Consider the following 13,756-nt stretch of genomic DNA (forward strand, 5'->3'; position numbering starts at 1 on the left):
ATTTCGTCTCTTACTTTTTATTGCTCTACGATAGAGGCCAGTTGCTGCCTGTCATATTGCTCCTTGTACCATCCGCCAAGCTTCAGAAGCTGCTCATGCGTGCCTTCCTCGGTAATCCGTCCTTCGTCCAGCACGACGATCCAATCCGCATGCTGCACCGCGGTTAGCCGGTGCGTCGTAATGATTGTCGTCTTGCCTTCCCGCTCGGTGCGGATGCCCTCCAATATTTCCGTTTCCGTCTTCGCGTCGACCGCCGACAGCGCATCGTCGAGCATCAGAATTTCGGGGTCGGCGATGACCGCCCTCGCGATGCTTACCCGCTGCTTCTGCCCGCCGGATAACGCCACGCCTTTCTCGCCGACCAGCGTCTCCAGGCCTTCCGGCAAGAACGCCACGTCCTTGCGGAACGACGCCAACTCAAGCGCCCGATTAAGGCGTGACTCATCCGCGGCCTCCTCCGTGCTGCCGAACCAAATGTTCTCGCGAATCGTTTTGCTGAACAGAATCGGCTGCTGCGGAACATATCCGATCCAGCTCCGCAAGCGATCAAGCTCCAGTTCCGTCAAGGGAACTCCGCCGGCTTTCAGGCTGCCCTTGCCCATCGGATATTCTCTGAGCAACTGCTTAAGCAAAGTTGTTTTCCCGCTTCCCGTCCGTCCAACGACGCCTAACGTCTGACCGCGACGAAGCGATAGGGAGATATCGACCAGATTGTCGATAGACGAGGATGGGTAACGGAACGTTACGTCTTCGAACGTGATCGATTCCGGGACATCCAACACAACGGGAGCCTCGGCTTCCTTCACGTCCGCCTTTACGCCTAACGTTTCGTTGATCCGGTCTAACGACGCGTTGCCGCGCTGCATAATATTGATCAGTTCCCCGATGGCGAACATCGGCCAGATCAGCATCCCGAGGAACATGTTAAACGATACCATCTCGCCTAGCGTAATCTCGCTGCGGAACACGAGCACCGCGCCGTAGCATAATCCGATCAAGTAACTGATTCCTACCAGAATTTTAACCGTCGGCTCGAATAACGCGTCGATTTTGGCGACGGCGATATTTTTATCGAATACATCGTCCGTCATCTTGCTGAATCGCTTGCGATCCGCTTCTTCCTGTACGAAAGCGCGGATAACCCTGACGCCCGACACCGATTCCAGCACCTGATCGTTCAAGCCGCCGAAGGCATCCTGCGATTTCATGAACCGATCGTGGATCTTCTTGCCGAAATGCTGCATGAGCAACGCCATAATCGGCAGCGGCAGCATCGCCGCAAGCGTTAGCTTCCAACTGATCAGCCCCGCCATGACCACTAGAATCGTGATCATGAACAAAGTAGAATCGATGAGCGTCAATATTCCGAAGCCGGCCGTTACCGACACCGCGCCCAAATCGTTCGTTGCCCGGGCCATCAGGTCTCCCGTGCGGTTGCGTTCATAGAACGTTGGGTTCATCTTCAGCAGATGACGCATCAGACGAGAGCGCATCATACGCTCGAGCACGAACGCGCCTCCGAATAATTGATAAAGCCAAATATAAGTCAGGATGTATCCCCCAACGGTCAACGCTCCCCAGAATACGAGCAGCTGCGTCAGCTTGCTCGCGGTCAGCGTCTCCTGATGGATACCGTCGATTGCCACTCCGATAAGCTTCGGAGGAATGATTTCCAGAATCCCTACGATCGTAAGAATTAAAATAGCAATCGTATATCTCTTCCAGTGCATCCGGAAAAACCAGCTTAACTTCTTCAGTACGATAAACATATCTGTTGTTTCACACCCCTCTAAATGAAGAACAAAAAAGGCATACCGCCGTAAGCGACACGCCCTCACGGATTGCCAAGCAATCCGTTCCCGCAATGGGCGTTGAAACCGGTCATAGACCGTCGCAACTACCCGATGCGATATAAAAGGCGCACGATTACGTCACCGTAACCATGCGCCCTACTACGAATGAAAGAGAATCCACCATTCCCTAGTTCGTAATAATCAATTGGCGAGAGGGTTACGTCCATATTCATTGAAATCATATGCTCCGCCAACCGGCGGAAATGCAATATAAAGATGTCCGTTGCGCATGTCCGTAACCCTCCTTTCCGTTCATCAAAGTATATTTGTCACTTTACCATCGGCCCCCAAGAACTGTCAACGGGCATTCTTGAAATATTTATAAGTTTTTTATTTGAGATTTCAGTATACGTTTGTTTAGAGTGTTCGAATGGGTAAACAACGGTAGAAGAGCTGGAGCCGGGAAGGAGGTTGGCGATGTGCCGTTTATTGCGATCTATTTTCTCATCGTGTTGCTGGTCATCGAGATTGCCGTCGTCCCCATCGTTCTGTCCGTAATCCTTTTCCTGTTGCGGCTTCCGACGATGAAACCTATTCTGACGACCAAGTTTAATCTTCCTCTTGAACAGAAATTCGAGATTCATGAGCTGCCCATTAAAGACGTGCTTCTTCATACCGAAGAGGATACATTCATAGATATTCCCATCGGACCGGAATCATCCCAGGTCGGGCATACTTTGGAGAAGCTGTGCCAAGGAGAGCCTGACCTCAATGTGTTATTCATCCAGCGAGGCACGGAAACGGTGCGGAAGGAACGGTTGCGGACCAAGCTCGAATCAGGCGACATCCTATACGTATACGGCGAGAAGAACATCATCAACCGAACGTTCGCTAAGGAATTGAAAGCTAAAGCAGCCGAGCTGCAAAATGAAAAGAGTACCCTGTCGTGGATAGGAAGAGGTGGCTAAACATGATCATTGCCCAGAGCGAGGAACCTTTGCTTAAGAGGGCGATTTTTCAATTGATATTTCCCTTCTCATTGGAGCGCGATTGCCAAGACCAGCTGCGGGAAACCCTTCTGAAAGAGGGTTCGTTTCTTTTCAGCTGGGGGACTTGGATTTGGAAAAAGCTTTCTACGGTCCGGACAACCGAGTATCCCATCGGGATATGGAGCGTTACTATTTGCCGTTCACCAATCATGTGCTGTTCCCGAGCCAGGATGACCCGGAAGCGTTCCGCAGACTGACCAAGGCGGTAAACATACAAGCCGAGTTCCATACCCGGCAGCTTAGTATCCCGTTCGCGGTCCACTCCGTCGATCTATTTCTGTGTCCGTTCAACACGGGGTTTCTTACGCTGCGCGTGGAGCTTAACCCGAACCATGAGATTTCGTTCAGCCAGGCGATTGAATTCGGCGACAGGATGCGTCATCTTCAGGACACGAACAAGCTGGATCTTAATGCCTACATAGAGACTGGCGGTACGAGGTATGAGGAGGTCGAGGAATTCGTCTTTCAAGTACTGGCTCCTCATTTGCTGCCATTCTTGGATCAATCTCCGATGGAGGGCACTTATTTCGAGAAACTTCCTTTTTTCATGGATGATCGGATGTTCGTTATCGGTTTTTGCGCTTTCCCCGAGGATTCCGATATCACCCTTCTGCACCGTTATCGCGCCGGGCGCCTTGACGGCTTGGATGTGCAGGGCAATGCGAGAATCGGAGCAAGCTACCAGCCTTACATGGAACAATACAGCAACAAATTCGAGTATAATCGTTGGGCTCCCAACACTTATTACATAACGGACGAAACCTGTTTTATTTGCCTTACACGCGAGAAAATAGATATCGCAAACCGGCTGGCCAATCAAATGTACGGGGAGTATTACTACGGGCTCATGCTCAATTTGTTCCACAGGATCGTCTTGCTTAAATTGTCGATTGCTTATTCTCAGGTACAGTTGGAACGAAAACAGGAGCATACGGAGGAACTAATCCGCGATATTACATGTTTCTTCGCTAAATATTATTTTGTCGAGATCGTCTCCCAGACTCAAGGTCGGGAAATCTTTCACCAGCTTCGCGCCGTCTACGGTAACGATGAACTGTTCGAGGACGTTAAGCAGACGCTCAACGATCTGTACAAGTACCAGGAAACCCGCACCTCCAAGCGATCCAGCTATCTGCTGACTATCCTCACGATTTATACGGTTATAAGCGGAATATACGGCATGAACCAGGTCATCGAGGACTTGAAGGGAAACTACACTTGGTCATTCTTGCGCGGTTATTCGAGCTTCCAATGGATCGCATTCGCCGTCACTTTCTCCGGCCTGGCCGTCGCTTTCCTGCTTGTCATCGGCGTCCTATGGAAATGGGGGAGGGACTTCCTACGCAGGTATCGCAGGAAGGGCTGAGCTGCATAGCTGCATTAAATAAGTAACGCACAGAGACTTTGCCTTCGGCCCTTTTACTTTTGGCGGATATCCGTAATAAAGCAATCGAACCCATGAACTCCCTTGTAACTCTGGGAGAGGGGGAGGGGCGATCGGTCCGACTTTCCTGTTCATGCCTACGACTTTTCGCGAAACGTACCTTTATCCCTTTGTATCAGAAGCAGAATAGGACCACCGAAACGGCTCCCACCTCCTTTCCTCGAAAACGTGCCTTTATCCCCTCGCATCAGAAGCAGAATAGGACCACCGCAACGGATCCTACCTCCTTTCCGCAAAAACGTCCCATTATCCCTTCCGATCAGAGGGAAAAACCCTTGTTCATGCTTTTGAAAATAAACCAGGAAAGTTGCAATTTCACCCGTCACCTCTTGATAATAGAACGTACGTTTGGTATGATGGGAACAAGAACAAGCGTTCTATTTCGGGAGGGAAGTCTATGTTTCCAGATCATCTGACCTTCGAGGCATTTTGCCAGCAGTTCAACTCCGAGCAGGCTTGCGCCGAGGCGCTGTTCGAAGCCAGATGGCCGGACGGCTTCCGTTGCCCGACTTGTCGTCATCCTCATTTTTATCTCATCCAAACGCGCAGACTGCCTCTCTACGAATGCCGCTCCTGTCGCCATCAGACTTCTGTCATCGCCGGCACCATCATGGAAGGCAGCTCCACTTTGTTGACCCGTTGGTTCCAAGCGATGTTTCTGATCTCCCGGCCTTCCGGCATCAGCGCCTCCCGCCTGTCCCAAGTGATTCAGGTCACCTATAAGACCGCGTGGCTCATCGCAAGAAAAATCCGCCATGCCCTGCAACAAGCCGATGAAGGCGACCCGCTCACGGGTGTTGTGCGAGTTGACCCTATCTCTTACGGTTACACGTATTATAGCGAGGCCAAGCAGCCGCTGTTGATCGGCGGATCCCTCGACGAGCGAGACGAGCCTCAGCAGGTCAAAATCAAACAACCGGATCCCAGCCATGTGAATAACGCGTTGAGGTGGATTGAAAAACCTGGCGTCCAAGCGTTCGTAGACAATCATATAGATAAAAAAGCCGTGACCGTTTTGGGGCGCGGCAAACTTCACCCTGCTTTCAACCCCATCAAGTGGACTGTGACCGCGTGGCTGAATAATACGTTTCAAGGCATCGGAGCTAAACATTTGCAGGCTTATTTAGACGAGTTTTGTTTCCGGTTGAACTTAAAACTCCGCCATGCCCCGGTATTCAGCCAACTGCTCCATTGGTGCGCTGTGACGCCAACCTTGACTTACAAAGATCTGACCCGCAGCAAACCGGTTCTCACCGTTCCCTGGGTGGTCTGGGGAAGCAAAGCGAAGTGGAAAGGAAAATATCTCACCCTATGGAATGCTTGATGCTTGGGATGACTGCTTTTTAAGTTGCCGATAACACGTTTCATTCAATACAATTCACGAAAAGGCAAACTTGTGCGTAATATCCCGGAATACGTTGATTGCAACTCCCACTCAAGGCATGACATTTTAATATCTGCTGATTGGCGACTCCCCGCTCAAGTCACATGACATTCGAAAATCCGTTGATTCGCGGCAACTCACTTCTGTCATGACATTCGTAAATCCACTGATTGGCAACTCGCTTCTGAGGCGGGGGGATAATGGTACGTTTTCTCCGAAATGGCACGGAAATTAGGTGCCGGTTTTTCCCTACATTTCCCAGATGAGTAGATGGTCATAAACTCCCTGTTCGTACAAGTAAAACGGGCTGTCCTTGGGACGGCGGCATACGTTTGTATCGAGCTATCACTTCTGATAATTTGAAAAAAGCGCAGACCCGAGGGTTGCGTCTTCTGCTTTATTGCTTAAACCACCAATACTTCCGCCTTGTTTCCGCACCATTCGCAATGCTCGGGCGGAGTCCAAGCCGAGAATGCCGTCGTTTCCAGACTAACCAAGTCCGGCGCATCCTCATATTCATCCACGAATTTATCGATCGCAAGCTCAACATGCTCACGGCATACGCAATACATAGATTAGTTCCCTTCTAACCCGCTTATTTCTGCTCTTCTTCCATTTTCTCCGCAAGCTGCACTTCTACCGTTTTTTTCTTCCCGTCGCGATAATACGTTACTTTCAACGATTCCCCGATTTTTTTGGAGTTATACAAATATTTGCGAAGGTCCATCGTGCTTCCGATCGGCTTGTCGTCCAACTCTACGATAATATCGTTGAAGGCTAGCCCGGCATCTAATGAAGGACCGACTGCTTCAAGCACGATGAGTCCCTCCGTTACGCCATCGGGAATGACCGGTGTCGCTGTCTCGAAGCTTCCGTCCGCTGCATCGCCGCTATCCGCCGTATCTCCATCCTCGCCGTCGCTCGCTTGCGGATCGCTGCTTGCCTGCGGAGTATCGAGATATAATCCCAAATCCATTGTGTAGACACCCATGTACGGCCTGATTACCTTACCCTTTTCCATCAAGGATTTCAGGATCGGCATGGCATTATCGATCGGAATCGCGAATCCGATGCCCTCGACGCCCATATCGGCGACTTTCATGCTGTTAATGCCCACCAGCTTGCCGTTTAGATCCACCAATGCCCCGCCGCTGTTTCCTTGATTAATCGCGGCATCGATCTGGATCACTTCCTGCTCCCAATCATAAATTCCGTCTTGATTAAGCGATACCGGAATAACCCTCTTCTTGTTAGAGACAATCCCTTGCGTTAACGAATCCCCGAACCCGAGCGGATTGCCGATCGCGATAACCATCTCGCCGTCGCGCAGCTTCTCGGAATCGCCAATTTCTACAACTGTATCTATCCCTTTATCGTCGACTTCCAACACAGCCAGATCGGTAACGATGTCTTTGCCGATAATCTTAGCTTCTTTTTTATCCCCGTTAACGAGTACGGCCTGAACCTCCGCAGCGTCCTGGATGACATGCGCATTCGTGATAATGTAGGCTTTGCCGTCTTTTTTCTCATAAATAACGCCGGAACCCAAGCTCGCATTGGCAGGTAATTCCCCATCCTCTAAGCTTTGATCGCCATCTTGCTGTTCAAGCGCTTGGTTCGTCAGATTAATGATGCTGACAACCCCTGGCCGAACTTTCTCGGCAGCCGATATGATCCGCTCCGAGGTTTCGACTAGCGATTGACCGCTAGCCAATGCAGGCTTCGCTTCCGCCTGCGTCTCTCCACGACCGTTTAAGAGAACGAACAGAACCACGACGAGCAGCGAACTAATTACCGAAGATATAATGGCAACCCTCAACATAGACCCTTGGCGGAACCCGCGGGAATTTGAACCTCTGTCTATGCGCGAGCGTTTATTCATCTTAGTGGAGTAGAAATCATCATCGAACAAGCTCATGGTCCTGCACCATCCTTCTAGTAGGGGAAATTCCGGTCCCCTCTCCGCTGCGGCGTTCCTCTTAATCAGGCAATCTATTCTTAGGATTTCTACATATTCTATGTTTATACTTCAACTATGGATTAAATAATAGGAATGTTTATTAAGGTTTTGACTAGAATAGTAATAGAATCAGAGAGGACAAGCAAGTGCTTTTCCCTCATAATCCACATGTAAAGAAAGGAAGGAACCGAAAATGAAAGCAACCGCTTATGGATGGCATACCCTTGAGCTTGCTTCGCAAGTGTCGGACATGAAGCATGATCATTACCGACAGCTTCTCGCTTTAAGCACGATGATCGAGCTGTTGGTGGAAAAAGGGATACTGACTACGGATGAAATCCGGGAAAAAGCAGCGCAGATGGAAACCGAGCTCGACCGGCAGCTGCTGCTGTAAGTATTGTGTTACCCGTCTGGATTAGGAACTAGTCTGCTAGCTGCCTACCTTAACGTAGTCCCATGGGGTCGGACGGTCATGATAAGTATCGCACAGCGCGAATTCATGCTTCTGAAAGAAAAATCCATTGTCTTCTAATACTGTATTCACGGTAAGTTTGGCTAAATCCATCAGGTTATGCTCTTGGCTCAAATGTGCCAAATAAACTCTCTTGAGGCTTCCCGTCAGCAAGCTGCACAGCGCTTCACCTGCCGCTTCGTTGGAAAGATGGCCGGTATCGCCCAATATTCGCCGCTTGATGTTCCATGGATATCGGCCCATCCTAAGCATGTTAACATCATGATTGGACTCTAGCACCATGACATCGGAATTTTGCAGCTGGCGCATAACTTTGTCGCTCACGTACCCCAAATCCGTTGCTAAGCTTAGCTTAGCTCCGTCTGCTTGAAAACAATAACCGACCGGTTCGATCGCATCGTGCGAAATCGCATACGACTCGATCCGCAAATCCGCGATTTCCATCACGCCATCCGTCGGCAGTATTTTTCGCTGCTCATCCGGTATTTCGCCAATCGTCCGCAGCATGGCTCCCCATGTTTTCTCGTTGGCGTACACGGGAACCTGATGCTTGCGAGCGAAGGCCCCTAACCCTTTAATATGGTCGGAATGCTCGTGCGTAACGAGGATGGCATCCAGCTCCCGGCCGGAAACCTCCCGCTCCTTCATTAACTCTTCTATTTTTTTGCCGCTTAGGCCGACGTCAATAAGTACAGTAGCCGAATCCGTGGATACGACTGTTGCATTGCCGGTCGAACCGCTGGACAATACCGTGAAACGAAGTCCCATGATCGTTCCTATTCCTCTCCCGAACGACGTGCCCCGTTCCATCGGCGCTAACCTCGTTCGCCTATGGTTTAACGAGCGCGTTGCTTTTCTCTGTCGTAACTTCAGCGCTTATCGCATTCACATAGTACACTTCTTCGCCATTTTCCAGCAAAACCCTCCAAGTCGGTGACGAAACTTGCGTTTGCACGTCGTCGAATATTTCCCCATGATACCCAAGCCGAATTTCCTTGATGACGGAACCTGCCGGTAAATTTCTCTCGATGACTTTAGCTAACGCTTTGGCAGCGGTTAATACCTGCTGTTCCTTGGCACCGCCCGAAGGCTTAATCTCGATGATATCCTGCGAGTAAGCTCTTATTTTCTGTTCGCTATAGAATAGCTCCAAGTGAATGTCGAACATGGGCAACCCGCCCTCCATCCGATTGAGGATGAAAGTATAATCGCTGCTTCCGGGCTGATCGAGCTTATAGCTTCCAAGATCAGGAATAGTGCCTCCCAATGCTTTCGCAAACTCATCTTCGAAATAGACGATGCGAGTCTCGGGCGGCGGGGTAATCGGCGTTCTCTCATCGATGCCCTCTCCCGCCCGTTGCTTGAAGGTATACGTCAACTCCCGCATATCCGGCGTTTCCGTCGGAATCTTGGCGTTGGGATCTACCTGGATATTCTTTTCGCGCATAACCTGAAGCGTTTCGGGAGGCAGCGATGTCCAATCGACCGCCGTATTTAATCGCTCTCGCCATTCGAGCCATAGCTGGGAGCCTAGAATCACGTTAAGCGCGAGAAAAGACAGTATCAATACGCTCTTCGCCCGTCTCCAGTCCATTCCGCTCCCACCTCCCTCATTGCATTCCCGGTTTATTTAAAGTCATTTTATCGCTACGGGTCCTGATTCCGAGAGGATGACAACCTCCCCGGTCACTAACCGGGCTGCCCAAACCGGGCTCAGGATTACCGTTTCTTTATCCAATAACGGCTTGAAGGCGGGGAATATCGCTTCGATATTCCTTCCGCTAGCATCCATGTTGTTGATTAATTTCCTGAGTTGATCGCCCCCAGGCAGCTGCCTGCTGTGCTTGTTGGTCACATCGCTGCCGAGTACGAGCAAAGAGCGATTGTAAGAAGATACGACCCCTTGCTGCAAAGTAAGCTGCATATAGCCGAAATTCATCGAACTTCCGGACACGATAGGCACATCCCGATAATACTGCTGGAACCGGATCGCGCTGCCCGTCTCCGACTCGATTTCCTTGACGAGCTGGTGCTTCCCGTTCCAGCCGCCATGCTGGTTCACGAAGCTGACCGCGGCCATTACGTTATCGATCATGTCGTTCTCGGCATTGGTCGGTGCCACAGGGTCGGTGTAGGACAGCCATACGCCATCCTGCTCCACCTTTAATCCCCTTTTGCCATCCGTATAGAACTGCGGACCGGTTTTACTATTCTGAATCGTCCTCGTTATCCCCGGGTCGAAGAACAGGTTATCCTGCATTTGATCCGTCGTATACCGGTTAAACGCAACTTGCATCTCCAGCAGCCGAGTTATCGGCTTCTCCGGAATATATAGTTTGCCATCCTCGGTCGTATAGGGATCCCAGTACTGACCGAAGCCCACATAACCTTCAACGTCCCCGATGGTCAGGTCCGCGCGAAGAGATTCATAGACGTTACGGCCGTCCGCGCTGAAGAAAAACGTCCGCACTTCATCGCGGCCTTTGCTAGCGTAGATCCAGATGCGGTCGATGGAGTCTCTGGAAAACAGGAAATCATCAATCTTGAATATGCGCTGCAACAGCCCGAAAGGCACCGCACGCCCGAAGCGCAGCTCGACCCCTTGATCCTCGCGCCTAATTTGATCCCAATTGACCGAATTAATGGAGCTCTGCGTCAATCCTTTGAATTCACGGCTTTGCAGCTTCTCGAAAATCAATTTGTAATAAGGCAGCGTGCTCGGGTAAAATACCGTATGCTTGTCATTGCCCAGATGAAGCACAAGCTGCTCGGGGAAAATGAGCTTCTCCACCTTCTCCTCCGTGCCGAGCGGCTCCGTCTTCACGTAATCCAGCTCCGTCTTCACCTTCGCCTCCATGTAAGGCATGCTATAGGCGAGAAAATAGCTTTGGACGAGGCTGACTACTACGAGCAGGAACAGCAGAACCGATTTCCCTTTCTCGATCATGCGGTCTCACTTCCTTCCGGCACGATCGGCAGCAGCACCGTAACGACGGTGCCTACTCCCGCTTCCGATTCTATCGCGATAGAACCGCCGTGCGCCCGAACAATTTCCCGGGCAATGGATAAGCCGAGCCCGGTGCCGCCCATATTGCGCGAGCGAGCCTTATCTACTCTGTAGAACCGTTCGAATATACGGTTCAAATCCTTCTTCGGAATACCGATACCGGTATCTTTGATAGCGATCGCCAGTTGTCCAGCTTCATTGCTCTTGGCGGATATATCGATGGTACCGCCATCAAGCGTATATTTAATGGCGTTGGACACGAGATTGTCCAATACCTGATCGATTCCGTCCCGATCGAGCCATGCGGTCTTCTGCTTCTTCTCCACTTTAACCGATACCGTAATCGCCTTCTGACGCAGTTGGAAAGAAAACCGATCCACAACTTCCTCCAACATCTCCGTCAAGTCGGTCTTCTGGCGGCGCAGCTGGTTGCGGCGGGAATCGAAACGGGACAAGTGGAGCAGATCGGTGACGAGCCTGATCATCCGTTCCGTCTCGCTGCGAATAACTCCTACGAACCGGTCGGCGAGAGGAGGTTCTTCGAGTGCCCCGTCATCCAGTGCCTCGGCATAACTCTTGATCGTAGTCAGCGGAGTTCTTAACTCATGCGATACGTTCGCTACGAACTCCCTGCGGGATTGCTCAAGCTTCTCCATCTCCGTAACGTCCTGCAGTACCGCAATCGCTCCGGCAACCCCCTTATCCCGCCGACGAATCGGCGTGAGCGTAACCCGGAACACCAATTCCTCTTCGTGCTCGTCCAATTCCCGATTCAGCAACAAGGAAGACTCTTTGCCTTCCAGCGTCTCGGCAATCGGTTCTTTCTCGATTCCCAGCGCTTCGGACAGCGTAGTCCCATCCTTGAGCTCCAAGATGCCTAACATGCCTCTTGCTCTCCGGTTGGTCACGATAACTTTGCCTAACTCATCGGTCGCCAGCACTCCGTCGCTCATATTGGAGAGAATCGAAGCCAGTTTTTCCTTCTCCTCTTCGTTAATCGACAGCGCATCGCTAAGACGGTCGGTCATATCGTTGAAAGCGACGCTAAGCTGACCGATCTCGTCCTTGCCGAACACCGGAACCCGCTCGTCGAATCGACCTTCCGCCACCGCGGTCGCTTGACGCGTCAGCGCTTTGATCGGAGAAGTAATCGTACCTGCGAGCAGGACCCCCAGAACAGCGGTAAGCCCAAGCGCGATTAAGGTTGCCGAGACGAATATTCGGTTAATGCCTTCCATTGTTTTGTACAGCTCTTTCATGGAAGCCACAATATAAATAGCGCCAATGATTTTACTGTTGCTTATGACAGGCTTAGCGATAACTTTTTTCCGGTTGTTGTCTTCATCAATGATTTCTTCTTCGTTGTCCCGGACACCCTGCAGCGCCCGGCCAACTAACAAGGACGTGTTCTTGCGTCCAATGTAGGATTGCAGGGACGGATTTGACGTGGCCAGCACCTTGCCCCCTGCATCGAGCACTTGAATTTCCGCGCCGCTAAGCGAAAAGTTATTAACGAGAGCGCTCAGCATTGCGCTCGTCGCCGCTTGCGCAGTCTCATCCTTGTTATCCGCAGAAAGATTTAGCGAAGACAAGAAGGTAGTCAGCAAGTTCGCTTGGTTATTCAAATTGCTGGTGAAGGAGTTCGTCAAAGAATTTTTCATCGTGCTGATGAAGTACACGCCGATCAATTGCACCGCGATGAGGATGAGCAGCAGCACCATAAGAATAAGCTTGATCTGAATGCTGCGGAACATGCGAACACCTCTCATCCGTAATGACCGCCCGTCATTTTCGGATTGCGTACCAAATAACCGAGTCCCCTTCTTGTCATAATGATCTCCGGACGGCTCGGATCGTCCTCAAGCTTCTCCCGAAGCCTGCGAATCGTAACGTCCACAGTACGCACATCTCCGAAATACTCGAACCCCCACACCGCCTGAAGAAGATGCTCGCGGGTCATCACTTTCCCGCTATTCTTAGCTAAGTAATGGACCAACTCGAATTCCCGATGGGTGAGATCGAGCGGTTGGTTGTTCTTATAGACGACATACATATCCGTATCGATAAAAAGATTAAACAACTTCAAGCCTTGTCTCTCGGCTTCCGGCTGAACATCCTCATCCGTGCGCGATGTCTCGACCTTACGTTGGCGGCGTAAATGCGCCTTTACGCGTGCAAGCAACTCGCGCGTACCGAAAGGCTTCGTCACGTAATCGTCCGCGCCAAGCTCAAGGCCCAGCACCTTGTCGATTTCGTTATCTTTGGCCGTCAGCATAATAATAGGCGTAGACAGACGCGTCCGCACTTCCCGGCATACGTCCATCCCATCCTTAATCGGAAGCATGAGATCGAGCAGGATCAGATCCGGCTCCTCCTCGAAAGCAAGCCGAACCGCCGCCTCCCCATCGAAAGCGCAGACGACCTCGTAGCCTTCTTTTTCCAAGTTGAATTTCAAAATATCCGCAATCGGCCGTTCATCGTCCACGACCAGAATTTTACCTAACATGACGTCACCGCCTTCCGCTTCTCGGAAGCTATTCTAATGTTATCTTACCATAATGCAGGCAAGACCCCAATGGCGTTTCGTGGCAGTTTACGTACGACAAAACAAAAGACTTCCCCGGGTCCGATTGGGATCGCCGAGAAA

At 51.0% G+C, this 13,756-nt stretch carries 12 protein-coding genes; 4 read left to right on the plus strand and 8 right to left on the minus strand.

Features of this window, described 5'->3' with window-relative positions; translation table 11 throughout:
* Positions 1 to 17 precede the first annotated feature (17 nt).
* On the minus strand, positions 18 to 1,769 hold the full coding sequence (locus K7P76_RS23725; RefSeq protein WP_232187826.1) for an ABC transporter ATP-binding protein: 1,752 nt from the start codon (positions 1,767 to 1,769) through the stop codon (positions 18 to 20).
* A gap of 503 nt (positions 1,770 to 2,272) precedes the next feature.
* On the opposite strand from K7P76_RS23725, the gene K7P76_RS23730 reads away from it, so the two are divergent.
* The 3 genes from K7P76_RS23730 (at position 2,273) to K7P76_RS23740 (ending at position 5,610) form a co-directional block, all read left to right on the plus strand.
* Positions 2,273 to 2,761, plus strand: coding sequence for a TrkA C-terminal domain-containing protein (locus K7P76_RS23730; RefSeq protein ID WP_232187827.1), 489 nt, complete (start codon positions 2,273 to 2,275; stop codon positions 2,759 to 2,761).
* Positions 2,762 to 2,912: 151 nt separating this feature from the next.
* Positions 2,913 to 4,208 carry a magnesium transporter CorA family protein gene (locus K7P76_RS23735; RefSeq protein ID WP_232187828.1) on the plus strand — a complete coding sequence of 432 codons (1,296 nt, stop codon included), beginning with the start codon at positions 2,913 to 2,915 and terminating at the stop codon, positions 4,206 to 4,208.
* 475 nt (positions 4,209 to 4,683) lie between these two features.
* Positions 4,684 to 5,610: a transposase gene (locus K7P76_RS23740; protein ID WP_232187830.1), complete on the plus strand. Its 927-nt coding sequence runs from the start codon at positions 4,684 to 4,686 to the stop codon at positions 5,608 to 5,610.
* Between the two features lie 464 nt (positions 5,611 to 6,074).
* On the opposite strand, the gene K7P76_RS23745 is transcribed toward K7P76_RS23740, so the two are convergent.
* On the minus strand, positions 6,075 to 6,242 hold the full coding sequence (locus K7P76_RS23745) for a CxxH/CxxC protein (RefSeq protein ID WP_232187831.1): 168 nt from the start codon (positions 6,240 to 6,242) through the stop codon (positions 6,075 to 6,077).
* Between the two features lie 23 nt (positions 6,243 to 6,265).
* Entirely contained in the window at positions 6,266 to 7,588 is a 1,323-nt protein-coding gene (locus K7P76_RS23750; protein ID WP_232187832.1) for a S1C family serine protease, read from the minus strand.
* Between the two features lie 235 nt (positions 7,589 to 7,823).
* Between K7P76_RS23750 and K7P76_RS23755 the strand changes: the two genes are divergently transcribed.
* The gene (locus K7P76_RS23755) at positions 7,824 to 8,024 is read left to right on the plus strand and encodes a hypothetical protein (RefSeq protein ID WP_232187833.1); all 201 of its coding nucleotides are present in this window, start codon (positions 7,824 to 7,826) and stop codon (positions 8,022 to 8,024) included.
* A 36-nt stretch (positions 8,025 to 8,060) separates the two neighbouring features.
* Here K7P76_RS23755 and K7P76_RS23760 read toward each other — a convergent pair whose 3' ends face one another.
* The 5 genes from K7P76_RS23760 to yycF form a co-directional block, all read right to left on the minus strand.
* Complete coding sequence (locus K7P76_RS23760; RefSeq protein WP_232187901.1) at positions 8,061 to 8,870, minus strand: MBL fold metallo-hydrolase; 810 nt, start codon at positions 8,868 to 8,870, stop codon at positions 8,061 to 8,063.
* A gap of 61 nt (positions 8,871 to 8,931) precedes the next feature.
* Entirely contained in the window at positions 8,932 to 9,696 is a 765-nt protein-coding gene (yycI, locus tag K7P76_RS23765; protein ID WP_232187834.1) for a two-component system regulatory protein YycI, read from the minus strand.
* Between the two features lie 42 nt (positions 9,697 to 9,738).
* A complete protein-coding gene (locus K7P76_RS23770) occupies positions 9,739 to 11,049 on the minus strand; it encodes a YycH family regulatory protein (protein WP_232187835.1) in 1,311 nt (436 codons plus the stop codon).
* Positions 11,046 to 12,878, minus strand: coding sequence for a cell wall metabolism sensor histidine kinase WalK (gene walK, locus K7P76_RS23775; RefSeq protein WP_232187837.1), 1,833 nt, complete (start codon positions 12,876 to 12,878; stop codon positions 11,046 to 11,048). The genes K7P76_RS23770 and walK overlap by 4 nt, the downstream gene beginning before the upstream one ends.
* Positions 12,875 to 13,615, minus strand: coding sequence for a response regulator YycF (gene yycF, locus K7P76_RS23780; protein WP_232187839.1), 741 nt, complete (start codon positions 13,613 to 13,615; stop codon positions 12,875 to 12,877). Before yycF ends, walK begins: the two co-directional genes overlap by 4 nt.
* Between the last annotated feature and the right edge of the window lie 141 nt (positions 13,616 to 13,756).

Source organism: Cohnella silvisoli (assembly GCF_021190915.1).
Taxonomy (GTDB): Bacteria; Bacillota; Bacilli; order Paenibacillales; family Paenibacillaceae; genus Cohnella; species Cohnella silvisoli.